Origin of the sequence: Roseibium sp. (assembly GCF_965229775.1) — a bacterium.
Taxonomy (GTDB): Bacteria; Pseudomonadota; Alphaproteobacteria; order Rhizobiales; family Stappiaceae; genus Roseibium.
The window spans coordinates 5,765,308-5,790,329 of the sequence record NZ_OZ245929.1; the positions used below are offsets into that span (position 1 = coordinate 5,765,308).

24 protein-coding genes and 1 riboswitch are annotated in these 25,022 nt (G+C 60.3%); of the genes, 10 read left to right on the top strand and 14 right to left on the bottom strand.

What is annotated here, in order from left to right:
- Positions 1-2: 2 nt before the first annotated feature.
- Positions 3-518 carry a MarR family winged helix-turn-helix transcriptional regulator gene (locus ACO07N_RS26295; protein WP_421983833.1) on the bottom strand — a complete coding sequence of 172 codons (516 nt, stop codon included), beginning with the start codon at positions 516-518 and terminating at the stop codon, positions 3-5.
- 139 nt (positions 519-657) lie between these two features.
- Between ACO07N_RS26295 and ACO07N_RS26300 the strand changes: the two genes are divergently transcribed.
- Genes ACO07N_RS26300 through ACO07N_RS26310 form a run of 3 tightly spaced genes read left to right on the top strand, consistent with a single transcriptional unit; the run spans position 658 to position 3,509 of the window.
- Positions 658-1,686 carry a TRAP transporter substrate-binding protein gene (locus ACO07N_RS26300; RefSeq protein ID WP_421983834.1) on the top strand — a complete coding sequence of 343 codons (1,029 nt, stop codon included), beginning with the start codon at positions 658-660 and terminating at the stop codon, positions 1,684-1,686.
- Positions 1,686-2,198 (top strand): TRAP transporter small permease, encoded by a 513-nt coding sequence (locus tag ACO07N_RS26305; RefSeq protein ID WP_421983835.1) that lies wholly within the window; start codon positions 1,686-1,688, stop codon positions 2,196-2,198. The genes ACO07N_RS26300 and ACO07N_RS26305 overlap by 1 nt, the downstream gene beginning before the upstream one ends.
- 3 nt (positions 2,199-2,201) lie before the next feature.
- The gene (locus ACO07N_RS26310; protein WP_421983836.1) at positions 2,202-3,509 is read left to right on the top strand and encodes a TRAP transporter large permease; all 1,308 of its coding nucleotides are present in this window, start codon (positions 2,202-2,204) and stop codon (positions 3,507-3,509) included.
- Positions 3,510-3,520: 11 nt separating this feature from the next.
- Here ACO07N_RS26310 and ACO07N_RS26315 read toward each other — a convergent pair whose 3' ends face one another.
- The 4 genes from ACO07N_RS26315 to ACO07N_RS26330 are packed head-to-tail and all read right to left on the bottom strand — an operon-like array spanning position 3,521 to position 8,123.
- Positions 3,521-4,123 (bottom strand): ABC-type transport auxiliary lipoprotein family protein, encoded by a 603-nt coding sequence (locus ACO07N_RS26315; RefSeq protein ID WP_421983837.1) that lies wholly within the window; start codon positions 4,121-4,123, stop codon positions 3,521-3,523.
- Between the two features lie 28 nt (positions 4,124-4,151).
- The gene (locus tag ACO07N_RS26320) at positions 4,152-6,146 is read right to left on the bottom strand and encodes an MlaD family protein (protein WP_421983838.1); all 1,995 of its coding nucleotides are present in this window, start codon (positions 6,144-6,146) and stop codon (positions 4,152-4,154) included.
- Between the two features lie 10 nt (positions 6,147-6,156).
- The gene (locus ACO07N_RS26325; RefSeq protein WP_421983839.1) at positions 6,157-6,966 is read right to left on the bottom strand and encodes an ABC transporter ATP-binding protein; all 810 of its coding nucleotides are present in this window, start codon (positions 6,964-6,966) and stop codon (positions 6,157-6,159) included.
- Positions 6,967-6,974: 8 nt separating this feature from the next.
- Positions 6,975-8,123 (bottom strand): ABC transporter permease, encoded by a 1,149-nt coding sequence (locus ACO07N_RS26330; protein WP_421983840.1) that lies wholly within the window; start codon positions 8,121-8,123, stop codon positions 6,975-6,977.
- Positions 8,124-8,215: 92 nt separating this feature from the next.
- Between ACO07N_RS26330 and dgcN the strand changes: the two genes are divergently transcribed.
- Both dgcN and dgcA read left to right on the top strand, forming a co-directional pair.
- Positions 8,216-9,229 carry an N-acetyltransferase DgcN gene (gene dgcN / locus ACO07N_RS26335; RefSeq protein ID WP_421983841.1) on the top strand — a complete coding sequence of 338 codons (1,014 nt, stop codon included), beginning with the start codon at positions 8,216-8,218 and terminating at the stop codon, positions 9,227-9,229.
- Positions 9,226-10,209, top strand: coding sequence for an N-acetyl-D-Glu racemase DgcA (gene dgcA, locus ACO07N_RS26340; RefSeq protein ID WP_421983842.1), 984 nt, complete (start codon positions 9,226-9,228; stop codon positions 10,207-10,209). The genes dgcN and dgcA overlap by 4 nt, the downstream gene beginning before the upstream one ends.
- A 10-nt stretch (positions 10,210-10,219) precedes the next feature.
- Here the strand turns inward: dgcA and ACO07N_RS26345 are convergent, their stop codons facing one another.
- Positions 10,220-11,392: an MFS transporter gene (locus tag ACO07N_RS26345; RefSeq protein ID WP_421983843.1), complete on the bottom strand. Its 1,173-nt coding sequence runs from the start codon at positions 11,390-11,392 to the stop codon at positions 10,220-10,222.
- A 130-nt stretch (positions 11,393-11,522) separates the two neighbouring features.
- On the opposite strand from ACO07N_RS26345, the gene ACO07N_RS26350 reads away from it, so the two are divergent.
- On the top strand, positions 11,523-12,770 hold the full coding sequence (locus ACO07N_RS26350; RefSeq protein WP_421983844.1) for a protein phosphatase CheZ: 1,248 nt from the start codon (positions 11,523-11,525) through the stop codon (positions 12,768-12,770).
- Positions 12,771-12,845: 75 nt separating this feature from the next.
- Here ACO07N_RS26350 and ACO07N_RS26355 read toward each other — a convergent pair whose 3' ends face one another.
- The 3 genes from ACO07N_RS26355 to ACO07N_RS26365 all read right to left on the bottom strand — a co-directional run bounded on the left by ACO07N_RS26355 (position 12,846) and on the right by ACO07N_RS26365 (position 15,848).
- Positions 12,846-13,871, bottom strand: coding sequence for a threonine ammonia-lyase (locus ACO07N_RS26355; RefSeq protein WP_421983845.1), 1,026 nt, complete (start codon positions 13,869-13,871; stop codon positions 12,846-12,848).
- 127 nt (positions 13,872-13,998) lie between these two features.
- Positions 13,999-15,048, bottom strand: a complete 1,050-nt coding sequence (locus ACO07N_RS26360; protein WP_421983846.1) for a glycosyltransferase family 4 protein — start codon at positions 15,046-15,048, stop codon at positions 13,999-14,001.
- Complete coding sequence (locus tag ACO07N_RS26365) at positions 15,045-15,848, bottom strand: UDP-2,3-diacylglucosamine diphosphatase (protein WP_421983847.1); 804 nt, start codon at positions 15,846-15,848, stop codon at positions 15,045-15,047. Before ACO07N_RS26365 ends, ACO07N_RS26360 begins: the two co-directional genes overlap by 4 nt.
- A gap of 167 nt (positions 15,849-16,015) precedes the next feature.
- Between ACO07N_RS26365 and ACO07N_RS26370 the strand changes: the two genes are divergently transcribed.
- Entirely contained in the window at positions 16,016-16,795 is a 780-nt protein-coding gene (locus tag ACO07N_RS26370) for an SDR family oxidoreductase (RefSeq protein ID WP_421983848.1), read from the top strand.
- A 66-nt stretch (positions 16,796-16,861) separates the two neighbouring features.
- Here the strand turns inward: ACO07N_RS26370 and ACO07N_RS26375 are convergent, their stop codons facing one another.
- The 4 genes from ACO07N_RS26375 to ACO07N_RS26390 form a co-directional block, all read right to left on the bottom strand.
- The gene (locus tag ACO07N_RS26375; RefSeq protein WP_421983849.1) at positions 16,862-18,124 is read right to left on the bottom strand and encodes an OmpP1/FadL family transporter; all 1,263 of its coding nucleotides are present in this window, start codon (positions 18,122-18,124) and stop codon (positions 16,862-16,864) included.
- A 527-nt stretch (positions 18,125-18,651) separates the two neighbouring features.
- Positions 18,652-19,764, bottom strand: coding sequence for a TRAP transporter substrate-binding protein (locus tag ACO07N_RS26380; protein WP_421983850.1), 1,113 nt, complete (start codon positions 19,762-19,764; stop codon positions 18,652-18,654).
- A gap of 1 nt (position 19,765) precedes the next feature.
- Positions 19,766-20,572 carry a bifunctional hydroxymethylpyrimidine kinase/phosphomethylpyrimidine kinase gene (gene thiD / locus ACO07N_RS26385; RefSeq protein ID WP_421983851.1) on the bottom strand — a complete coding sequence of 269 codons (807 nt, stop codon included), beginning with the start codon at positions 20,570-20,572 and terminating at the stop codon, positions 19,766-19,768.
- Positions 20,573-20,608: 36 nt separating this feature from the next.
- Positions 20,609-21,382, bottom strand: a complete 774-nt coding sequence (locus ACO07N_RS26390; RefSeq protein WP_421983852.1) for a hydroxyethylthiazole kinase — start codon at positions 21,380-21,382, stop codon at positions 20,609-20,611.
- Between the two features lie 64 nt (positions 21,383-21,446).
- A riboswitch (TPP riboswitch) is annotated at positions 21,447-21,556 on the bottom strand.
- A gap of 145 nt (positions 21,557-21,701) precedes the next feature.
- Here ACO07N_RS26390 and ACO07N_RS26395 point away from each other — a divergent pair.
- Both ACO07N_RS26395 and ACO07N_RS26400 read left to right on the top strand, forming a co-directional pair.
- Positions 21,702-21,938 (top strand): Lrp/AsnC ligand binding domain-containing protein, encoded by a 237-nt coding sequence (locus ACO07N_RS26395; protein ID WP_299474182.1) that lies wholly within the window; start codon positions 21,702-21,704, stop codon positions 21,936-21,938.
- A gap of 58 nt (positions 21,939-21,996) precedes the next feature.
- Positions 21,997-22,410, top strand: a complete 414-nt coding sequence (locus tag ACO07N_RS26400; RefSeq protein WP_421983853.1) for a hypothetical protein — start codon at positions 21,997-21,999, stop codon at positions 22,408-22,410.
- 229 nt (positions 22,411-22,639) lie between these two features.
- Here the strand turns inward: ACO07N_RS26400 and ACO07N_RS26405 are convergent, their stop codons facing one another.
- Positions 22,640-23,641, bottom strand: a complete 1,002-nt coding sequence (locus ACO07N_RS26405) for a DMT family transporter (protein ID WP_421983854.1) — start codon at positions 23,639-23,641, stop codon at positions 22,640-22,642.
- A gap of 355 nt (positions 23,642-23,996) precedes the next feature.
- Between ACO07N_RS26405 and sbmA the strand changes: the two genes are divergently transcribed.
- A complete protein-coding gene (gene sbmA, locus ACO07N_RS26410; protein WP_421983855.1) occupies positions 23,997-25,010 on the top strand; it encodes a peptide antibiotic transporter SbmA in 1,014 nt (337 codons plus the stop codon).
- Positions 25,011-25,022 lie beyond the last annotated feature (12 nt).

Sequence of the window (25,022 nt, forward strand, 5' to 3'; positions counted from 1 at the left end):
CCCTAATCCTGTGCCTCCCCGTCCGCAGAGAGGTTGTCGCGGATGCGCTGTGCGATCGCCAGGAAACCGTATATGTCGTCTTCACTCAATCCGCTCAGCATCTTGCGTTCGACGGCAAGCAGCTTCGGCCCAAGGTCTTCGTAAACTGCACGGCCTTCGGCGCTGAGCTCCAAAAGAAAACTTCTTCCGTCTTCAGAATGGGTGGACCGCTTCAGGTATCCGCGCTCTTCCATCCGCTTGACGGCACGGCTGACAACGACCTTGTCCATGCTCGAGCGCGACACGATATCCGTTGCCTGGAGACCGGTTCCCGCTGCTCCCAGGATTGCCATGGTGCGCCACTCGGCCGGCATCATGCCGTAGTCGCGCTGGTAGACGGCGGACAGGGCATTGGTGACATCGCTGTAGAACACCCTCACCTGATAGGGAAAAAACCTCTGCAGCTCGAAAGCAGGGCTGCTCTCACCCTCCCTGCTTTCCATCGGTTTCTTTGCGTTGCTGTTATCGGGTCTGGTCATGATGTCTCGGCCGCAATTCTCGGTTTCCCCATTTTAGGATTGACTTAGTTTCATTTGCAACTATTTTCGACCATCGAATGCCGGGTTGTATCCCGATCGGGGAGTGATCGGATCTCGGCAGGCAAGTGGGAGGAAAACCATGAAATCGATCAAGTGTCTCTCTATTCTGGCCGGCCTGACGGCGACCGCGCTGTCGGGCGCTTTTTCAAGCGCCGCGGCCGACGAACTGGTTCTCTCGTCCTGGCTGCCGCCGAAGCACCCGATCGTAACGGGTGTGATAGAGCCCTGGGCAGAGCAGGTCGCGGAGGCGACGGACGGACGGGTCACCGTGCGCATCCTGCCGAAACCGCTCGGGCCGCCGCCCGCGCATTACGATCTGGCGGCAGACGGTGTTGCCGACATCACCTATGGTCTGCATTCCTTCACCCGCGACGATCGCTTCCTGCGCTCGCGCATAGGCCAGTTTTCCTTCATGGCCGACACGGCAACGGACGGATCCAAGGCCTATTGGGATGTCTATGGCGGACAGCTCGACGCCCAGGCCGAGCACCAGGGCACGAAACTTCTCGGGCTCTGGATCCATGGTCCCGGTATGTTTCACAACAACCAGCGCAAGATTGAAACGCCGGAGGATTTCTCGGGTCTGAAGATCCGCACACCGGGTGGCTACATCGCTGATTTGTCTCAGGATCTCGGGATCACGACACAATTCATGGGGCCGGGCGAAGTCTATGAAAAGCTCTCCCGCGGCGTGATTGACGGCGTCACGTTCCCGATCGAGGCGCTCCAGGCCTTCAAGCTGACGGACTACATCACGTCCTCGATGAGCGTCCCTGGCGGCATCTACAACACCTCCTGGTTCATGGTGATGAACGAGGATATCTGGGACGGCCTGTCCGACGAGGACAAGGCGGCAATCGAGAAAGTGTCTGGAGCCGCGCTGGCTGAACTCGCCGGCAGTGTCTGGGACGGCGCAGATGCGCGCGGAAACGCATTCATTGCCGACAAGTCGGTTGAAGTTTACGAAGCACCCGCACCTGTCCTCGGCAAGATCCGGGAACTTGCGGCCGCGCACGAAGCCGCCTGGGCGGACGCAGTCAAGGAAACCGGCTTCGATGGCGCTGCTGCTCTCGCCGATTTCCGTAGCCAGACCGGCATCAGCAACTGATGACACCGACTGAACCCGACAAGGGCGCACCACGCCGGACCAGCAGCTTCCGGCGTGGTGCCACCTTCCTGCTCGGTCTTGCCTGTCTTCTGGTGCTGGCGGCCATGATCGGGCTCACCTGCGTGGACGTCGTTGCGCGGTATCTCTTCAACAGCCCGGTCAACGGTGCCTACGAGCTGACGCAATTGCTGCTGGCCTCACTGATCTTTCTCGCCCTGCCCCTCACGACAGCAGCTGGCGAACATATCGAGGTGGAGCTTCTGGACGGGCTCAAGAGCAAGGTCTTCAAGTATCTGGGCGCAATCTGCGCAGGCGTGGCGACCGTCGCCGTCTTCCTGATCATCGCCAGAGAACTGTTCGAACACGCGGAAAAACTGCAGCGCCGTGGCCAGGTGACCGATTCCCTGGAAGTACCGCTCTACCTGATCGGCTGGCTCGGCACGGCGTCCTTCGCGGTTTCCGCCGTTGTCGCTGTTTTCTGGACATTCAGCCGTTTGCGCGAAAAGGCCTGATACGTGATTGAAGCACTGATTGGATTCGTTGCCCTTTTCGGCCTCGTTCTGCTGCGCGTGCCGATCGCCGTTGCCATGGTGATTGTCGGCACGCTGGGGTTCGCCGCCCTTCGAAACTGGAACGCGGCGCTGAACCTGCTCGGCAATGCAGCCTTCGACACGGGCCTCTCCTACACGCTCTCCGTGATCCCCCTGTTCATCCTGATGGGCAACCTTCTGACCATCTCGGGCGTCAGCCAGTCGCTGTTCAGCACCGCCCATAGCTTGCTGCACAGCATGCGCGGCGGCCTCGCCATGGCCTCGATCGTTGCCTGCGGCGGCTTTTCCGCCGTCTGTGGCTCCTCGCTTGCGACCGCAGCGACCATGTCCAAGGTGGCCATGCCCTCGATGCGCAAGGCGGGCTATGCGGACAGCCTGGCGACCGGCTCCATCGCCGCCGGTGGCACGCTCGGCATTCTCATCCCGCCGAGCGTCATCCTGATCATCTACGGCCTCCTGACGGAAGCCGATATCGGCAAGCTCTTCATTGCCGGGATCATCCCCGGGCTGCTCGGCGTGGTCTTCTATCTCGCCGCCGTCTATGTGACGGTTCTTTTCAAGCCTGCCCTCGCCCCCTCCGAACATGACGACATCGCGCTGGAACGCAAGGACGTCTGGGGCGTGCTGGCCGTGCTCGGTCTCTTCGCCGTCATCATGGTGGGTATCTACGGCGGTTTCTTCACGCCCACCGAGGCAGCGGCCATCGGGGCGGCAACCGCGTTGATCATCGCGTTCCTGTCAGGCGGCCTGACCTTTGAAAAGCTCTTCACCGCCGGGCTCAACTGTGCCCGCACAACCGCGATGATCTTTGCGATCATCATCGGCGCGGAGGTCTTTTCCAACTTCATCAGCTACGCCGGCGTCCCGGATGCGCTTCTGACATTCGTCCAGTCGCTCGACGTCAACGCCTATGTGGTCATGCTTGTTCTGGTGCTGATCTACATCATCCTTGGCGCGGTGCTGGAAAGTCTGTCCATGATCCTCCTGACGGTGCCTGTATTCTTCCCGCTAGTCACGTCGCTGGATTTCGGGACCGGCATCCTCTCCGATCCGGACATGGTGCTGATCTGGTTCGGCATCGTCGTCGTTGTGGTCACCGAAATCAGCCTGATCTCGCCGCCCATCGGTCTCAATGTCTTCGTCCTGCGTTCCGTCCTCACCGATGTGCCGCTCCGGACGATTTTCGCCGGGGTTCTGCCCTTCTGGGCAGCCGACATCTTCCGGCTCGCGCTCCTGATCGCGGTACCGGCGCTGTCCCTGATGCTGATTTGATCTGAAACGGATCAGACGTTGCGGAGCGTCCAGGCGGCCATTTCGGCAAAGACGCGGTCGGCGGACCTGTTCATCGCCTCCACCGCCTTGTCCACGGACGAGCTGCCCGCCCGCGTTTCGGCGCGGAAGACCTTGGTGGCAACCGTGCGCCCGTTCCGGTCGTTGACCACGCGGGCGGAGATTTCAACCACGCCGCGGTTGCCGGACACCTGAAGCTCGAACGCCCGGATCTCGGTCTGCAGCTGATAGTCGATCAGGAGGCCGTCACCCGGCAGGCCAACACCGCGCAGGCGGCCGGTGTTCTGAAGCGTCTCCTGGAGCTTGCTCTGAACCACGTTAGGCAGCGTGTCCGCCCATGCCGACTTCGGGTAGTAGCTGTAGATCGGGCCGTCATCGACAACGGCGATATAGCTGGTATCCAGCGCTTTCAGGGCACGCGGTGGCGCGACCAGGACCTGCACCCGGCTGGACCGGCCACGCAGGCTGTCCACATCCGCCGACGTCAGGCTGTAGAACGCCGAAGGGGCCGTGCTCGCACAGCCGCCGGCGAGCGCGCCAAGGCCCATGACTCCCAGCACCCCCCGACGTGTCAGTTTGGCTGTTGCCTTTGTCATGCACCTTTGCCCTTGTTTCTTTTCCCGTTCATCGGCGCCGTCCGCCGGAATATGTCGGAACATCCTCGCCGCCGAAGATCACCCGGTTCGGGCTGCGCTCGAAACTTTCCGCGGCGCGCTGGATCGACACCAGCGTCCGGTTGAGCTGCGCCAGTGCCGCCGTGAAGTCGGACGAGCCCTGTGTTGCGAATTTGGAAAGCCCGCCGGCGATTGAATCGGCCCGGCTTTCAAACGCAACTGCCACCTTGCGGATCGCCTCCGCGGCCTGCGTCGCTTCCTTGATCAGCCCTTCGCCGTCGCCGTCGACCATCGTCGACACTTTCTCCACAAGGCTCTCAACCCGTACGGAGGTCGCGTTCAGGGTCGCCGTCATCTGCTTTGCATCGGTGATGATCTGGTCCACATCCGGCGTGCGCTTGGCCAGGTTCGCGGTCATCTCCTGAACATTGTCGGCCGCTTTCTGTGCACTCTGCAGGATGGCCGGAATTCCGTTGTCCTGGCTAGCGAGCTCCGACGCCGTCGTTTCCACGGACCCGACGATATTGGCGACCTTTTCCGGATCCACCGCCTTCAGCAGGCCGTCGGCGGTCTGAAGGGTTTCGGCAAACCGTTCGGCAGCGGCCTGTACGTCGGTGATCAGAGCCGCGATCCGGTCATCCTGATCGCGCACGGTCGCGGAAACGGCTTCGAAATTCTGGATGGTCGACTTGGTCGAAGCGATGATCTCGTTGATCTGGCTTTGCTGGTTGTTGATGTTGTCGATCACGCTGGCAACACCATCTACGGCGCTTTCGACCGTCTGGGGGTCGACGCTGGCAAGCACCTCGTCCACGCGCACGAGAGACGCGTTTATGCCCGTCGTGAACGAACTGACGGACTGGACCACCTGTTCGATCTGCAGCGGGTCGATGGCGGCGGCAATCTCGACACCGCGCGACATGATGGCATCGACCTTCACGACGACGTCCCGGCCGCCTTCCAGGATCTCCGAGATGGCGCCTTCGCGCTCCTGAACGACAGCGACGATCTTGTCGATGTTCTGCATGGTCGTGGTGGTCGAGGTGATCAGCTTGCCGATATCCTCGCTCTTGGTTTCAAGCACCCCGCCCAGCGCAGCGGCGCCCGTCATGACCTTCTCGACATCCTCCGGCTTGACCGCCTGAACGATCTTCTGAACGTTGTCGAGGCCTTCGTTGAGCTTCTTTGTAAAGGTGTCCAGTTCCTTGGCAGCGCTTTGCGCATCGGACATCAGGAGATCGATGTCCTTGCTTGCCTTGCCGAGACTGTTGGAAAACGTGGTCAGGTCATCGACGATGGCAGTGACCTTGTCGGACGGCACAGCGGCCAGAAGGCGCTCCCCCTGATCCACGAGCTTCTCCAGCCGCCCGGACAGGCTGGAAAACGCCTCGGACGCCTGGCCGATGCTTGCCATGAAGTCCTTCACGCCGTCCGAATTGGCGGCAAGGGCTGCGGAAAACGTCTCGACGTTCTTGATCGTGTCGTTGATCAGTGGCTTGTTTTCAACGAGCACGTCCTCGATCGTCTTCATGGTCGTGTCGGCGCGCTTGAGCACGTCGCGGGCGCCGTCGACAATATCGTCGAAGAAGGATCTTTCAGCGTAGAGAACAGGCACCTTGCCGTCATCCTTGCCGAGAAGCAGGGGCGAGGACGACGTTCCGCCGGACAGATCGACATAGGCAATGCCGGTCAGACCGGTGAAGTTCAGCGTTGCCTTGGTGTCTTCACGGATCGGCGTGGAGGGTTTGATACCGACGGTCGCGACCACCTTTGTGGGGTCGTCCGGTGCAAAATCGAGGCTTTTGACGTCGCCGACCTTGATCCCGTTGAACAGCACCTGACCGCCGACGGGCAGCCCCGTGACCGGGCCGGGATAGATGATCTTGAGGTCGACGTTCTGGCGGGATTCGGCCGTCGCCGCCTTCCAGTACACGAACCCGAACGCAGCCGCCAGGACGGCAACCATGAAGGAACCGATCAGTATGTAGCTCGCGCGGGTTTCCATTCAGTCCAACCTATACTCGGCGAAGCGCCCGTTGACCCCTGAAATATTCCTTAATCCAGGGATCGTCATTTTTCATCATATCTTCAAGCGTTCCGATAGCCAGAACCCGTTTATTCCCAAGAACTGCGATGCGATCGCAAATCGAATGCAGGCTGTCGAGATCATGCGTGACCATGTAGACGGTCAATCCGAGAGTTGAACTCAGGTTTTGTATCAGCGTGTCGAATGCCGCCGCACCGATCGGGTCCAATCCGGACGTTGGCTCGTCCAGAAACACCAAATCGGGGTCGAGCGCAAGCGCACGCGCCAGACTGGCCCTTTTGACCATGCCGCCGGACAATTCCGACGGCAACTTGTCCGCCGCGTCCTGTGGCAGTCCGACGAGTTCCAGTTTCAAGGTGGCCAGCTCGTCCATGAGCTGCGGCGACAGCTTGAGATGCTCGCGCATCGGCACCTGAATGTTCTGTTTCACGCTCAGCGAGGAAAACAGGGCGCCCTGCTGGAACAGCACACCCCAGCGCCGTTCGATGTTCTTCCGTTCCTTGTCGCTTGCGGTGGAGAGATCGTGGCCGAACACCGAGATCGTTCCGGATCGCTTGGGCGTGAGACCAAGTATCGTCCGCATCAGGACCGACTTGCCCATGCCCGAGCCGCCGACGAACCCGAGGACTTCGCCCCGCCTGACATCGAGATCGAGGCTCTGCAAGACGATCTTCGACCCGAAACCCACCGTCACATCGCGCACGGACAGGACAAAATCCGCGTCGTCGCCGGTCGATACCGTCTCGCTCCCGTTCTGTGCAGCCTCTGTGATGGTCATGCGGTCGATCAAATCCCGATTGCGGCAAAAAACACGGCGAAGAAACCGTCAACGACGATCACGAGGAAAATCGCCTTGACGACCGACAGCGTGGTGTGACGGCCGAGAGATTCGGAAGACCCCCCCACTTTCAGGCCCTCAACACAGGCGATCAGGCCGACGATCAGTGCCATGAAGGGCGCCTTCACCAGACCTACGGCGAGCGTTTCGTTGGTGATCGCCACCTGCAGCTGGGTGAGAAACGCGGCAGGCGGAATATCGAGATAGACCCAGGTGACCAGGCCGGAACCGAACAGGGCCGACATGTCCGCGATGAACGTCAGCACCGGCAAGGCGATCATGAGCGCCAGAATGCGCGGCAGAACAAGAACTTCCGTCACGCTCAGACCGATGACATGAAGGGCGTCGACTTCCTCCTGCATTCGCATCGCCCCGAGTTCGGCGGTAAAGGCGGACCCGGACCGTCCGGCCACCATGATGGCCGTCAGGATGACCCCGATTTCGCGCAGAATGAGGATACCAGCAAGGTCGACGACGTAGATATCGACGCCGAATTGCTTGAGGTAGAAGCCGCCCTGCTGGGAAATGATCGCGCCGATCAGAAAACTCATCAGGGCGACAATCGGCACCGCACCGATGCAGCTCCGGTCGAACTGGACGGCGATGGAGATGCTTCGCAGGCGCCGCGGGTTGACCACGACCGTCGTCAGGACGAGCCCGAGCGACCCGAGGATGTGCATCATCGCCAGGCCGTCTTTGTAGGCGTCGACCATTGTGCGGCCCGTCGCCTCGAGGAACCCGACGATGGTGAAACCGCTGCGGTCCGGCTTGTAGCTCGGCGGGTGATGCCGTTCGATCTCGTCGAAGAGCTGTTGGCGGACGGGCGTCACGCCCGTGAGACCGACCTTCCGCCCCTCGAATTCAAGACGGCCGCGCGTCCGGTGGATGAGCCATGCGCCGCTGGTATCGAGATGTTCGATCTTGGAAACGTCGATGCAGGTCAGCCGGTCCTTGGCAACGTCGAGCTGTTTCAGCCCGGATTCCGCATCGCCGATCGTGCTCACGGTCCAGTCGCCGGAGAGAGCCAGAAACTGGTGCTCGGGACCGTCGGCCTCCAGTTTCATCTCCGGATCAATCTTTTTTTCCAAGAATGCCATTCTGGATGGCTGCCCTCTTGCCGCTAGTTCGATATCCCCCGTATACCTGATGGAGAACTTTAACGTCCAGCAGCCACTTGAAAGCTTTGTCCATGGAAATCGCTCATCCTTATCTTTTGTTTCTCGGGGATGTCCCTGACGCTCTGGCCGCCAAAACCGCCATTGGCATCGTGGATTGGCGGAAAGACTGGTGTCTCGGCCAGGTCAGGCTGCAAGGTTGCGCCGCTGACACCGGTCTGCAAGACATGTCGATCGCCGAGGGCGCAGCTGCTGGCGCAAAGACAATGATCATCGGCGCGGTGAACGCGGGAGGCCGTCTGCCCGATCACTGGGTCGCTTCCGTGATCGAAGCGCTTGATTCGGGGATGGACGTGGCCTCGGGGCTCCACGTGCGTCTTGGCGATGTGCCGGCCATCCGGGAGGCCGCGGAACGCAATGGCCGCCAGCTTCACGACGTGCGCCACAATTCCATGACCTTCGCCACCGGCAAGGGCACGAAGAGGCAGGGCAAGCGGATCCTCGCCGTCGGCACCGACTGCTCGGTCGGCAAGAAATACACGGCGCTCGCCATGGACCGCGCCATGAATGACCGCGGCTACAACAGCTCGTTTTGCGCAACGGGTCAGACAGGTGTGTTCATCTCCGGCCGTGGTGTCTCCCTGGACGCGGTCGTCGCCGATTTCATCTCCGGCGCCGCGGAGTGGATTTCTCCTGAAACCGAGGCCGATCACTGGCAGATTATCGAAGGCCAGGGCTCGCTGTTCCATCCCTCCTTCGCTGGCGTCACCCTTGGTCTTCTTCACGGATCGCAGCCGGACGGCTTCATCGTGTGCCACGAGCCGACCAGAACGAAAATGCGCGGCGTTGAAACACCGCTTCCCAGCATCCAGCAGGTCATCGACATGACGATCCAGTGCGGTTCGCTGACGAATCCCGATATCCGCTGCATCGGCATCGCGGTCAATACGGCCGCACTCGACGAAGACGAAGCGCTGGCATTTCTGGCGAAAGTCGGTGAAAAGCACGGCCTTCCGGCCACCGATCCGGTGCGTTTCGGCATGGAAGCGATTGTCGACAAGGTCTCGGCAGAGTTCGGCGCGCCATGAATCAACGTGTCAGCATCGAGGCGGAGAGTTTTGAAATCGCAGGCGGTTTCAAGATCTCGCGCGAGACCCGGACACATGCGAAGGTTGTCGTCGTCACGATTTCGGACGGGCCTGTGTCCGGCCGCGGCGAGTGTGTGCCCTATCCGCGCTATGGCGAATCCCTTGAAACGGTTCAAACGCAGATCGAGGAGGTCACCCCTCTGCTAAAAACCGGTCTCTCCCGGGAAGCCCTCCTGGAAGCAATGCCGGCGGGCGCCGCGCGAAATGCCGTTGACTGCGCCCTGTGGGACCTGGAAGCGAAACGCGCCGGCAAGACCGCCTCCGACCTTGCGGGCCTGGGCACCCTCCACCCGGTGACGACGGCTTTCACCATCAGCGTGGACACGCCGGATGCGATGGCGCGCAAAACCGCTGTGGCGGCCCATCGCCCGCTCCTGAAAGTCAAGCTGGCGGGTCCTGGCGACGACGAGCGCATTCGCGCAGTGCGCAGCGCCGCCCCCTCTGCGAAGCTCATTGTCGATGCCAACGAAGCTTGGGACGAAAGCTGTTTCGACACGAATATGGCAGCTTGCGCCGAGGTGGGTGTCGAACTTATCGAACAGCCCCTGCCCGCGAAATCCGATGACCTGCTGAGTGCCTTTCAGTCTCCGATCACCATCTGCGCGGACGAAAGCCTGTCTCCGGGCAAGGGGCTGGACGGCCTCAGGGACAAGTACGGCGCGGTCAACATCAAGCTCGACAAGGCGGGAGGCCTGACCGAAGCGCTGCGGTTGCTTGATGCGGCGCGCAAGGCGGATTTCAAGGTGATGATCGGTTGCATGCTCGGAACGTCGCTTGCCATGGCACCTGCCGTGCTGATCGGGCAGACCGCAGATTATGTCGACCTGGACGGCCCCTTGCTGCTCTCTCAGGACCGCTCGCCCGGTCTGCGGTTCGACGACAGCACGCTGTATCCGCCGGAGCCCGCGCTTTGGGGATAGCCGCGCGGCTTCAAGCGTCCTGAAGACGAATGTTGCGCCGGATCACCGGCGTTGCGAACACAAGGGCGACAGATCCGGCGCAGGCCGCCGCAGCCATCAGGTAGAACGGCATATGCGGATTGATCTGGAACAGCGCGCCTGAAACCGCAAGTCCGATCGCCGTTTGAACACCGATCGATGCAGTGAGCAGTCCCTGTCCCGTACCGGACCAGCGCGGCGGCACGACCTTTGCCAGGATCGCGACGGCACCGAGATGCGCCGCGCCGAAGGTCAGCCCGTGCAGGACTTGCAAGGCGCCCATGAAGATGACTGAGTCCGCAAATGGAAACAGGCCCCAGCGAACAATTGCCGCGATACCGGCGGCAAATAGAAAGACCGGCGGATCGAACCGGAGAGACAGTTTTCCCGCAATGGTGAACAAAGCGATCTCGGCGACGACACCGACAGCCCACAGCAGGCCGATCGTGAAATCGGGCACATCGATCGACCGCCAGTAAAGCGTGCCAAATCCGTAAAAGGCAGCGTGCGTTGCCTGAAACAGACCGAGAAGCGTCAGGACCGGCCAGAACCAGAATTTTGCAAACGGGGTCGCGGCGCCTTTGCCCACGTCTTGCTTGTCGACTCGGTCTTTCTCTTGCCGCGGCAGGGACAGAACCACGAAGCCGGTGGCCACAGATGCGGCAACCGTCAGCGTCACGATAAGCCACGCCGTGCTCTCCGCCGCGAGCGCGCCACCGGCGAGATTGGCAAGAACAAAACCCACCGACCCCCAAAGTCGCATCCGCGCATAATCGGCACCGGTGTTGCGCGCCGCATCAAGTGCATAAGCATCGCTCAGCGGCAGGATCGGCGCCTTGATCACCATGTACCCGATCATGGCCGTACCGGCGAGAATCAGCCCGCCAGGCAGGTAAAACAGGGAAATGAAGCCCGCCCCGATGATTGAATAGATCAAGATGGAGAGCCGCCGCTGATCCGTCCTGTCGGCAATGTTGGAAAGTAACGGGCTAGCCGCAATCCGGGCAATCGTTCCGGCTCCCAGAATAAAGCCGATCTCCGCGGCGCTGACGCCCCGAAATTCCAGGACCAGCGGGAAAAACGGAAGAAACAGTCCGAAGCCGAAGAAGTGGCATGCAAACAGGGCCGCAACCCTTGCGCTAACACTGTTGGACAAATCTGTCATTTGACCTTCGAAACGGTCCGGAACCGCGACGGAATAAAGGGATGTTAACGAATTTCACCCTACGATCCGGGTGAAGTTGCCCCTGATACGGCAACACACGATCCTTAGGCAAGTTGAGAATCGCGTCCATATGAAAGCGGAAGCAACACAGCAAGAACCAGAGTTGATCGGCGAAGCCGAATATCACACTCTAGAGCAGACCCTGCTGGAATCCGATCGCGGGCGTCGGTTTCTGAAAGAATATCTCAATCGCCACAAAACGCCTGAGACAACGGAAATCCTCGGCGCGATCCAGCGGCTGGAGAAGGTCGTCACGCGCGAGCGCAAGGTTCCGGATCTCGACAAGATCCGCCTCGACATTGCCGAAATGCACGAGGCGATCGAGCGAACCAAGGCCGAGATCGCGAATATCAAGGCCGAGGGAGACGACGACAGCAACCGCTTCGTCGATGCCTCCCACGAGCTCGATGCGATCGTCACACAGACCGAAGGCGCGACCCAGTCGATTCTGGAAGCTGCGGAACAGATCCAGGAACAGGCCTGGGTCCTGCGCGAGAACGGCGCCGACGATGCCGCCTGCGACGAGATCGATGCCAAGGCGACGGAAATTTTCATGGCCTGCTCGTTCCAGGACCTTACCGGTCAGCGGACGAACAAGGTCGTGCAGGTCCTCAGATACCTGGAGAGCCGTATCAATCTCATGATCGGAATCTGGGGCATCGAAGGTGTTGAAGCGGAAGATACGGCCGGGCCGGTTGACACGCGTCCGGATGCGCACCTGCTGAACGGTCCGCAGAGATCCGGGCGGGGCGTCTGCCAGAACAGCGTTGATGAACTGATGTCGGTCAGCGACGATGTCTTCAATGCGGCCCTTGAGGAAAGCGGAACGGACGCCGCTTCCGAGGCACCCGCACCTCAGGACGTCGCAGCCACCGCAAGCGAGGCCGATGTCGATGCCATCATGGCCGGCGGGGACGAGCCGATGGATGCGTCCGCGATCGACGACATGTTCGCGGCGGCGCCGGCAGAACCAGCCGAAGTTGATGCCGAAGCGGAAGCCGAAGCCGGGGAAATCGACCCGGACGCCACGCTCGACGAGGCAGCGATCGAATTGCTGTTCGACACCGAAGTGGATGCCGGGGCGGACGAAGTCGAGGTTGAAGCCGAAGCCGAGGCTGACGTTGAGATTGAGGCAGAAGCTGACGCCGAAGATGTGGCCGACATCATGGCCGAGGCCGAAGTCGAAGATGAGACTGAACTCGAGGCCGAGGCCGATGTTGCCTGGGAACTGGAAGACGAGGCTGCATCGGATGAGGAAGTCACCGACGATCCGCTTCAGCAGCTCTCCGAAGCAGAACGCCAGGCGCTCTTCAACTGAGCACCCAGCCTCTCGAACCCTGATTGAAGACGCGGCCCTGAGCCGCGTTTTTTGTTTTTGCCGCCGGGCCGCATGCTAGCGCGACAGAGCCCGCGCCAGCATGTCCGGATCTATGTTCCCGCCTGTCAGCACCAGACCGACCGTTTTCCCCTGCAGCGGGAGTTTTCCTTGGAGGACCGCTGCAAGCGCGGCGGCACCGCCTGGTTCGACGACCAGCTTAAGTTCCCTGAACGCGAAGGCGACGGCGTCGAGTACCTCTTCGTCCGTTACGGTCAGTCCTTCCGAGGCAAGCTGGCGCAGGATTGAAAAGCCGATTTCGCCGGGGGTCTCGGAAAGGAGCGCATCGCAGATGGAGCCGGACTTGCGCGTGTTCGAAAGCAGCGCTCCGGCTTCAAGCGAGCGCTTGTAGTCGTCGAATTCTGCCGGCTCCACCGTGTGAAAACGCGTGTCCGGCGACGTGTGGGCGAGCGCAAGCGCAATGCCGCTGGAAAGTCCCCCGCCGCCCGTACAGGCCAGAACGTCGTCCAGGCCATGCCCTATGTCTTCGGCCTGCGCCGCCATTTCCAGACCGACGGTCCCCTGCCCCGCGATCACCGCCGGGTCGTTGAAGGGATGAACGAATGTCGCGCCGGTTTCCGCGCACAGCGCGGCAGCGATCTGGTCCCGGTCCTCCGTCTCGCGGTCATAGGTGACCACCTTCGCACCGAAGGTACGCGTGCGCTCGAGCTTGATCCGGGGCGCGTCGGCCGGCATCACGATCGTGGCATCGACTCCCAGAATTCCCGCACTGGCGGCGACACCCTGAGCGTGATTTCCTGAGGAACACGCAACCACGCCGTTGGAACGTTGCTCTTCCGGTATCAGGGTCAGGCAATTGAACGCCCCGCGAAATTTGAAAGACCCGCTGCGCTGCAGGCTTTCCGGCTTCACGAGCACGGTCGCACCGGTGCGTTCATCGAGCGCGGGGTGGCGCAGCAGCGGCGTTTTCACCGCAAACCCGGCAATGCGGTGCGCGGCAGCCTCCACATCATCGAAAGTGACGGCCTTGCCGGAATAATCCCGCAGCCCGTCACGACCGGTTTGAACAACAGCATCCGTCATCGGTGTCACCTTTGAACACGTGGAGTTGTCCGATGACTTATCAGGTATTGGGTGTAACTCAATATGCAGATAGCGTCTTTGGCAACGGATGCTCCGGGTCCCGCCCGCACGGCGCCGTCCGCCGCGTCTACTCGGCGGCTTTTGCGCGGCCTGCCAGAGTGTTGTGAATGTCATGCGCGGCAATGCAATTGTCGAGGAACTGCTGCGCGCTGGCGGCCCATGTGTAATTCAGGGCGATGTTCCGGCAATGGTCCCGCGGGATGTCCAGGGCGGCTTCAGCCGCCTCCTGCAGATTTTCCGAAAGCACGCCCGCTCCCGTATCGCCGATGACGTCGAGCGGCCCCATCACGGGATAGGCAGCCACAGGAACGCCGCAGGCCAGTGCTTCCAGCAGAACGTTTCCGAACGTGTCGGTGAGTGACGGGAAAACAAACACATCGCCTGCCGAATAGTGACGGGCAAGGTCCTCACCGAGCTTGGCCCCGGTAAAGTGGGTGTCCGGATAGTCGCGCCGGAGTGCCTCCAGTTGCGGACCTCCCCCCACAACCACTTTCGATCCGGGAAGCGTCAGGTCGAGAAAGGCCTTGATGTTCTTCTCGACCGCGACCCGCCCGACATACATGAAGACTGGCCGTGGCAGATCGTCCGGCAGAACGGAGCCCTCATACGGCTTGAACAGGTCCTCGTCGACACCGCGCGACCAGCGCATCAGGTTGTTGAAGCCGCGGGCGCGCAGATCGTTCTCCAGGGACCGGGTCGCCACCATGCATCCCGAGCCTGAATTGTGGAACCGGCGCAGCCAGCTGTAGGACCAGGACAGGGGCACCGGAAGGCGCGCGGAGACATATTCGGGAAAGCGGGTGTGATAACTCGTCGTGAAGGGCTCGCCCGCTTTCCTGGCAACGCTTGCGGCCAGTATGCCGAGTGGCCCTTCTGTCGCGATATGAAGGTGTTCGCAGCCGAAGTCCCGGATCATCCGGCGGACGATCCCCCTGTGCGTGAGGGAGAGGCGAATTTCGGGATAGGTCGGACAGGGCAATGTCTTGAAAGCCTGGGGCGTCAGGAATTCGACCCTGACACCTGTCGCGACGAGCGCTTCGGCTGTCCGCTCCAGCGATCTGACCACACCGTTGATTTGGGGATGCCAGGCATCCGTCACGATCAGGATGGAACTCATGCGGCGACCGGAGCTTCCTTGGATTTCGCCGGTGCCGGTCCCTCCTGGGCTTGATCCACCCATCGGATTACCTCAAACGTTCCATCGTGATGTTCCGCAACAGCCGTGCAGCTCTCGACCCAGTCGCCGGTGTTGATGTAGTGAATGCCGTTCATATCGCGGTCAGCGGCGTGATGGATGTGACCGCAGATCACGCCGTCGACCCCCTGCCGGCGGGCCTCGTCGGACAGCGTTTCCTCGAAACGGCCAATGAAGCTGACGGCATTCTTGACCTTGAGCTTCGCCCATGCGGACAGGGACCAGTAGGTCAGTCCCAGGCTCCTGCGGATGAAATTGACCCAGGTGTTGACACTCAAGGCGGTGACATAGGCCTTGTCGCCGAAAAACGCGAGCCATTTGGCATGGCGGATGACAACGTCGAACTGATCGCCATGAATGACCAGATAGCGTTTGCCGTTGGCGGCTTCGTGCACAATGCTATCGCTGACTTCCACACCGCCGAAATGCGTTCCGAGGAAGTTGCGCAAGAACTCGTCGTGATTGCCCGGTATGTAGTGAATGCGAGCGCCCTTGCGGCCCTTTCTGAGGACTTTCTGCACAACGTCATTGTGCAGCTGAGGCCAGTACCAGGACCGTTTCAGCCGCCATCCGTCGACGATGTCGCCAACCAGGTAGATGGTTTCGGCGTCGTGGTCCTTCAGGAAATCCAGCAGCAGTTCGGCCTGGCAGCCACGGGTGCCGAGGTGCACATCCGAAATGAACAGGGACCGGTAGTGTCGCGATGCCTCTGCGGTAGACATGGCATTTCTCCATATTCCATTAGCAGCGCTATAGACGCGATTCAGGTTGCATTATTATGACAAATGCGAAGACTTCCGTGCGAGTTCCCGAAATCTGTTTTTTTCATTAACAGCAACATAGCGCTCTCGCTCCCATATGCTATGGGTGGCAAAAATGGAGGTTTTTCATGGATCTGGGTCTCACAGGGAAAAAGGCGATCGTGTGCGCGTCGAGCCGCGGCCTCGGCAAAGGCTGTGCGCAGGCGCTCGCTGAAGCCGGTTGCGATATCGTTCTGAACGGCCGCACCGAAGCTGTTCTGGAAGAAACACGCAAGGAAATTCGGGACAGATACAACGTGTCGGTTCTCAGCATTGCCGCCGACGTTTCCTCGCCGGAAGGTCAGCGTGCGCTTCTGTCCGCGTGTCCGGATCCGGACATTCTCGTCAACAACAACGGCGGCCCTCCGAGACGGGACTATACGGAACTTGACCGCGAAGCCATGCTCGACGGCGCGATCCAGAATTTCGTCACGCCGGTCGAGCTGATTCAGGCGGTCGCTCCGGGCATGAAGGAACGCGGGTTCGGCCGGATCGTGAACATCACGTCCCTGTCCGTGAAGATGCCGATCGAGGGTCTGGACCTGTCCAGTGGTGCCAGAGCCGGCCTGACGGCGTTTCTGGCCGGTGTGTGCAGACAGCTGGCGCCCCACGGCGTGACGATCAACAACCTGCTGCCCGGCAAGATGGACACCGACAGGCTGAGAGGCGGTTTCGAGCGGGCCGCGCAGCAGACCGGCACGAGCCTGGATGACATCAGGGCGCAGCAGGCCGCGGAGATCCCGACGGGACGTTTCGGCAACGCAGAAGAATTCGGGCAGGCCTGCGCCTTCCTGTGCTCCCGGTACGCGGGTTACATCACCGGCCAGAACCTTCTGATGGATGGCGGCCTCTACCCGGCTGCATTCTGAGCAAGCCGTCGCAACAAAAAAGGCCGGGATCAGCTCCCGGCCTTCTCATTTGCAAATCCGTTCCGATCAGAACTTGTAGCGCAGCGATGCGGACAGGATGTTCACGTTGCTGTCGACGTCGCCAGCGTAGGTTCCGAAGACCGCGTTGTAGTCCTGGTGGCTCGGATCGATGTTGATTTTCGTGTCTTCGGTCAGGATGTGCGTGTAGCCGATGTCGAAAGACATGTGCTTGTTGAAGTTGTAGCTTGCACCCGCTGACAGCCACCAGCGATTGTTGTCCGGAAGCCGCGTGGAGCGGATGTCTTCGTCGATCGGGGACAGTTCATAGCCGACACCGGCGCGGAAAGTCAGCTTCTCGTTGAAGTCATATTCACCGCCGACGGAGAAGAACCAGCCGTCATCGTAGTTGAAATGCAAGGTGGTCAGGGCGGCTCCGGTGATCGTGGAGGTTGCCACCGGTGACTTCAGTCGGCTCCAGTTGGTCCACTCCACCGTTCCGAGCAACCGCATCTTGTCGGTGATCTTCTGTTTCGCCGAGATGTTGACCATGTCCGGCATGACAACACCGAGGTCGATTTCGGCACGGCTGCCGCCGGCAAAGAGCTGTCCGTTCAGGCTGTGCCCGACACCCGACCGGTATCCGATGCCGATCTCGGTTCCTTCCACCGGCTTGAGGGTGACACCGGCGGTCACACCGACACCGAAACCATCTCCATAGATTTCATTGGAGCGCGGGAATCCTGCCCCCGATGTCGCATCCGCCGATTTCAGGCTGACATCCAGGTACTGAACCTGAACGCCGACAGCCAGGGCGATCATGTCATTGACCTGATAGGCAACACTCGGATTGACGTTGATTGAAAAGACCCGCGAGGATCGCGAATAGAATTGAGCAGCCCAATTCTGTTCCGGCTTGGTGGTCAGGCCAAATGGTGCATTGATGCCGACACCAAAGATCCATTTTTCATCCGGACGGTAGGAAATGTAGGTTGCCGGCACAACGGCATCCAGGCCGATGTCACCACTTCCGATGGAAGAGGTTCCGAGGAACCCGCCGCTCAGCGTGCCATCGATTTCCGAGTTCGGGATGATCAGCGATCCGTGTGTTTCCACCGTCCAGCCCATCTGTGCGCCGATGAGCGCAGCCGGGTTCCAGTACATCGCGGAAATCGTCTCGCCCGACGTTCCATAACCCGCGAAGGATGTTCCCTGGAAGTAGGCGCTTTGCTCGCGGATCGCGAAGGCGCCCGCGTGGGCAGCGGTGGCTGCAATCGAAAAGGCTATTGCCGTGGAGGCGAATAGAATCGTGTTTTTATTTGCCCATTTCATGGTGTTTTCTCCCATCCCCCTCCCGCCGGAGGAAATCTGATTTCGAAGAACAGGTTTTTCCAAGATCGGGAGCTGTTGCAAGACAAGATTTCACCGCCGCCATGGCGCGTTTCTTCATGCTGCAACGCAAAATAATCCAATAAACTGGGGCCATCAGCGCGCAAAAGAAGCAAAATGGCGCGGAAAGGTCTTTGTTGGCGCTGCTTTGTCACGAACGCGACACACATACGTAAAAATGCCTAAAAAATAGGCAAATAATCATTAACCTTCCTTTAACGTCAATTATTCGGGGATCGTTGCTGCATTGCCACACTTACCCATGCGGAAGGCACGGGGCACTGTGGATGACTTCGTATGATCTTGCCGCTGAAATCCGCGCTTTTCCCGGCGAAAGCAGTCCTGGAAGTTGCAGGCCCGGGTGTATCCGGACCTGCACAATGCAGTCAGATTCGCTTTTTTCAGGTGTCCCTCACGCGCTTACGTGCAAGTCATGTGCGGGACGCTGACCGCACGGCCGGAAGGTTGCGTCAGGCGCTAGTATCCCGTGCGCTCAGAAAACGCCGCATTGCGACATCGCTCCACGGCGCCAACCGCGCGCGCGCGGCAACGTGGCTCTCGTAGATACGTTTGCTGAGCGGGTCCTTTTCCGCAAATTCCTGAAGCACGGCAGACGCCGTCCTGCGCAGGGCCTCAAGAACCTCGTCCGGATAGGGCTTGACCTCAACGCCGTCTTCCTCCTGAAGCAGCTTCAGGCTGCCTGCATTTTCCCAGTCGCTTTCGGCCAGGGCCCGTCCGTTCTCCGCGCGGCACGCTTCAAGCACGGCAGCGCGCAGGTCCTCCGGCAGGCCCTCAAGGGCGACCTGATTGAACAACGCTTCACCGGTCCCGTTGGGTTCGTGAAATCCCGGCGAATAGTAGTTCTTGGCAACTTTCTGGAATCCCATGGCGCGATCGGACCAGGGACCGAGAAACTCGGTCGCATCGAGCACGCCGGACTGAAGCGCCTGGAACAGTTCGGCAGGCGGCAGCCCGACCGGTGTTGCGCCAAGACGGCGCATGACCTCGCCGCCAAGTCCGGGCATGCGGATCTTGAGGCCGTTCAGATCATCGAGGCCGTTGATGTCCTTCTTGTACCAGCCGCCCATCTGCACGCCGGTATTGCCGGCCATCACCGGTTTCACGCCGAACGGTGCATAAAGCGCGTCCCACAGAGTCTGCCCGCCTCCCAGTTCGATCCAGCTGATGTGTTCATGCGGAAGCAGACCGAACGGGATCGCCGTGAAGAAGACCGAGGCCGGGATCTTGCCCTGCCAGAAGAACGAGGCCGTATGGGCCATCTGGGCCGTTCCCGACGCCACTGCGTCGAAAACCCCGAGCGCCGGCACAAGTTCGCCGGCCGAATAGAGCCGGATACGCAGGCGCCCCCCGGTCATGGCCGAAACCTGGTCAACGATCCTCTGCGCCGTGACGCCGGGCCCGGGCAGATTTTTCGGCCAGGACGTCACCATCTTCCACTCGATCGTCGCCGTGCCCTGTGCCAGGGCGGGGGCTGCCAGGAGCGCCCCGCCGCCTGCTGCCGTGGCCCCGAGCAGCGCCCGGCGGTTCAATTGCCTGTCGTTTTCTGTCTTCTTGGCGGACATCTCAAGCGCTCCACATCTGATAGAAATGGTGCACGGGGCCGTGGCCGGATCCGATCTCCAGCTGATCGGCAGCCGCAATCGCGCCGTGCACATATTGATTGGCGGCTGCAATGGCCTCTCCCAGCGCCATCTGCCTTGCCAGCCCTGCCGCAATCGCTGATGACAGCGTGCATCCGGTCCCGTGGGTGTTTAGTGTTGCAATGCGTGTCTGACGGAACCAGACCGGTTCACCCGTCGCGTTCAGGAACAAGTCGTTGCTGTCGTCGCCGGTGCCGTGCCCTCCCTTCAGCAGCACGGAACGCGCACCAAGGCCCATGAGTCGCTCGGCCTGGGACAGCATGTCTGCTTCGCTCTCTGCGATCGGTGCGTCCAGCATGCGGGCTGCTTCATGAAGATTGGGCGTGATCACGTCGACCAGAGGAACAAGCTCGGAGATGAGACTGGCAACCGCGCTTTCGGCCAGCAATGGGTCGCCGCTCGCAGCGACCATGACCGGGTCAAGCACGATCGGCCCCGCTTCATGCGCCTTGAGGCCCGCCGCGACCGTCTCGATGATGGTCGCGCTGGCGAGCATGCCGATTTTCGTGGCCTTGACGCTAAGGTCTGAATAGACCGCATCCATCTGGGCGCGCACGAATTCCGTCGGCACGTCGTGGATGGCACTGACGCCCAGGGTGTTTTGAGCCGTCAGCGCCGTCAGCACGCTGGCGCCATAGACACCGTTGGCGGAAAACGCCTTGAGATCTGCCTGTATCCCGGCACCGCCTCCACTGTCGGAGCCTGCAATGGTCACCGCAATCGCGGTCATGAGAACCTCCTCATTGTGCAATTCCGTTCAAGACGCTCAGGCGCTTTTCAGTCTGACTTCGATATCGCGTGAGGTCATCGTGTAGAGCGCGTCCAGCAATTCGGGGACAAGCGTTCCAGGACCGCGCGCCTCGCTCGCCGCCATTTCTCCGGCAATGTTGAAAACGGACAGGCCCGCTGCGGCGGCCAGAGCCGTATCGGTCTCGATGCTCGCGAAAGCGGCCAGCACCGCACCACCCGCGCACCCCGTCGCGGTGACGCGTGCCATCAGCGGGTGGCCGTTTCGAAGACGGAAATCTTCCTGTGTACTCTCGACCCGGTCTTCCTCACCCGTCACCGTCAGCACGGTGCCGTCACCGATCAGGCGTTCTACCGCTGCCCGGTCCGCAAACAGAGCCGCCTGTTCCGGTTCGTTCAGGCGGACAAGATCGGGCTTCAGGCCCAGGAGGTCGCGCGCATAGGCGCAGCGGACCGGAGATCTTTCGACAAAAACCGGGTCGAGACTGACCGGACGGCCAGCCGACTTCGCCGCTTCGATCGCGACAGGGATCGCCTGACGGCGCGTTTCGTCGAGCGTTCCCAGATTGATCAGCAGCGCGTCGGCACCCGATGCAAAGCCGGCGACCTCCTCGGGGGCGATCGTCATGGAGGGGATCGCGCCGATCGCCAGCAAGGCATTTGCCGTGAAGTGCTGTGCCACGGAATTCGTGATGGCATGAACGCGCGGGGCCTTCTCGCGCACCTTCTGCAGCAGGTCAAAGACGGTTTCGGCCGCAAGGGGCTGTGTTGAAGCAGCAACCGTAAGGCTCATGCATCTCCTCCGAACAAGGACGTTTCAATCGAAGGGATGAAAGAAAGGCGCGCGGCCGGGTGGCCATGGGTCTTATCTCAAATCCCTCCGCCGGTACCAACCGGATCAGGTTCAAGGAGTTGGCGCTTTGCCTCTCAGCCCGGTCGTGTTCGCCGGGCACCCCCATGAGACTTCCGCACTGCTAACAAGCCCGGTAACCGATTGCAAGCCCCGGACCCCGTCCTCATTGATCCGCGTGTGTCATCTGCGATTGACTGACGCGGTCAGATAGGCGATGTCCTTGGGCATTCCATTCGAATGAAAACTGCCGGAGTGTCGCATGGTTCCGTTTTTCGTGATGATCAAATGCCAGCTGGGCAAGACCTACCAGGTTGCGAACGCCATCGCGGATGCGGAAATTGCGTCCGAGGTCTATTCGACCAGCGGTGACTATGATCTTCTTGTGAAGTTCTATGTCGACGACGGTGCCGACATCGGGCATTTCGTCAACGAAAAGGTCCACCCGATCGGCGGCATTCAGGACACCAAGACCATCATCACGTTCAAGGCATTCTGACCTGTCTCCGGGACGGGTCTTTTGCTCAGGAGCCGCTTCACGGCCAGGGAGATGTTCAATGCGCTTCGTGATCTCAACCATGATCGCCGCCGGTTTGAGTGTGCTGCCACCCGTCCTGTCCGATGAGGCAAAGGCGCAGGGCATGCCGCCAGAGCAGATCAAGCAGATCCTCGACATGACCAAGACGAACTGGGTCTCGTTTCGGGACTGGCAGGGTCAGCAATTGATCTATTTCACGCATCTCGAAGCGTGGAAATGCGGCATCGATTACGTCTTCTACGGTCTGAATGGCGGTCCGCTCGATCAGATGTGGGAACTGGACCCCTGCAATCCGGACAACCCGAATGCCGTTCTGAAGGACAAGCCTTATATCGAGTTGCCCGCCGGCTCGACCCAGTCGATCAGCGTGCAGCTGATCTATCCGGACGGATCGAAAAGCCCCGTCGAGACGTTCCAGTACAAACCGCAATAGGCAGTCACTGATTCCCAGATTTGTCGTCCCGGTTTGCCGCACGCGCGGCAAGACCGGGAACCAGTATTCCAAGTGGCCAGAAGTTGAAAGGCCAAGCGGAAACAGGTGATTACTGGTTTCCGGCCTTCCGCTTTGCTTCAGCCGGAATGACAAGTTCATCGTCTGCGGACCGCCTCACGAGATCCAAGTCCGGTTAAATCGGACAGCAATGAACGGGCGGCAATGGGCCTCAGGACCGCGACGGTGTCGACGCCCTGCGGTCCTTGGTGCGGTCGAGGCCAAGCTTGTGCTCTCGGTAAATGACGAACACGCCGGCCGCAATCACGATCGCCGCGCCTGCGAGCACCTCCGGCACGGGCGCTTCTGAAAAGATCACCCAGCCGACGAGGATCGCCCACAACATGTTGACGTAGTCGAAGGGTGCAATCGTCGAGGCCTCGGCGTATCGGTAACTCTGTGTCAGCAGGATCTGCCCGACGCCACCGGCAAGCCCGATCACCAAAAGGAGCCCCGCTGTCGGCGCGTCCGGCATGACCCAGGCCTGACCCGGCAGAAGGAAACCAAGCGGCAACGTCAGGAGAGACAGGACCGTCGAAGACGCGGCAAACCAGGTGACGATGGTGGAGGTCCGCTCCGTTTCACACAGTTTCCGCACCGTTATCATCGCAAGTGCCGCGAAACCGGCGGCCATGATGCCCAGGACCGCACCTGCGGTCGATGCGCTGTCCAGTTCCTCCTCACCGAGATGCGGCGACAACACGATTAGGATCCCCAGAAAGCCGACCCCGACAGCGCTCCAACGGTAGATCCGCACCGTTTCGCCCAGCAGAAAATAGGCCAGGACGACGACGAACAAGGGCGTTGCAAAGCCAATGGCGGTCGCATCCGGTAATGGCAGCAGGTACAGCGCCGTGAACGAACACACCATGGCGGAGAGCCCGACCGCCGCGCGTGTGAGGTGACCGCGCGGATTGCTGGTTTTGAATGCCAGACCAAGCTCTCCGCGCAGTCCGACCATGAGCAGAACCGGGAACAGGCCGAAGAAATTGCGTGCGAAGACAAGCTGGCCGATCGGAACGTCCTCAGCGGCAATCTTGAGTGCGGTCGCCATGACAAAGAACGTGAATGTCGATCCGAGCTTCAGGGAAATGCCCAACAGCGGCGCATGCCTTGTCATACCGGTGGGAGCCGGGGCTCCGGTGAAGCGGGATCGCAGGCTTTTGAATGCCATATGGAACATCCGGGACCGGCGCAATAGGATCTGCTCTGCCCAGACGCACCGGGCCTGAGGATCGGGAAGAGCGGCAAGCGGTTCCTGGCAGCCGGCATGGAGCGCCGCTGTTTGCCTGTTCCAAGCCGGAAACGGGAGGAGCCGTGTTGTAGAGTGGCGCCAATATCCCGCGAAGCGGCCGACATTGCAATCGACCAAGGCGCAAAAGATGGATTTTACGCTGCATGACAGGCCTGCAAATTGAGCAGAGCCGTCAAAATCTCTTCACAAGTGGCTCATGACCCCTTACCGGTCTCCCTTTGCCACATCAGCTACCTATAATCTCAGGAAACACAGATTCGAGAGGCAGACTGCCATGTTCCGTTCGTTTTTCAAGAACCGCAAGTGGTTCCTATGGGCCTGGGTCGGCTCCGTCCTTATCCTTTGGGTAACCTGGTACAAGGTTCAGCAAAGCGTCAAGATCAACGAATGGTACGGAACATTCTTTGATATGATCCAGCGAGCTCTGCAGACCCCTGGCAGCGTGACTTCCGAAGAGTACTGGCAAGGTATCATGGCCTTTCTTGAGGTTGCCATTCCGCTCATAACTGTCGCGGTATTGCTGGAATTCTTTATTCGGCACTACGTGTTCAGATGGCGCACGGCGATGAATGACTACTACATGTCTCATTGGCATGTTGTTCGCCACATCGAGGGAGCAGCGCAACGGGTTCAAGAAGACACCATGCGCTTCGCGCGGATCATGGAAAGCCTTGGTGTTTCCTTCATGCGGTCGATCATGACCCTCGTCGCGTTTCTGCCTATCCTCTGGGAGTTATCGCAGCATGTGACAGAGCTGCCGATCGTTGGTCAAGTCGAAGGTTCGCTCGTTTTTGCCGCCCTACTTTCTGCAGCATTCGGTACCGTTTTGCTCGCTCTCGTCGGGATCAAACTGCCCGGCCTAGAGTTCAACAATCAGAAGGTTGAAGCAGCATACCGCAAGGAACTTGTTTACGGCGAAGACCATGATGACCGCGCTGCCCCAGAAACAATAACGAGCCTTTTCAGCGACGTTCGAAAGAACTATTTCAAGTTGTATTTCCACTATCTATATTTCGACGTTGCCAAGTGGGTCTACCTGCAGGGCGCCGTCCTTATCCCGCTGATCGTACTCGCACCGACGATTCTCGCTGGTGCCATTACGTACGGTCTCTTGCAGCGCATCAGTTCCGCATTCAACCAGGTAGAGAATTCCTTTCAGTTTCTGGTGAACTCCTGGGGCACGATCATCGAGTTGATGTCGATCTACAAGCGTTTGCGCGCATTTGAACAACACATAAAACAATATGAAAGCGAAGGTGGACAACCTATGCCGCTTCCAGCCGAATAAACCTCATCTGCT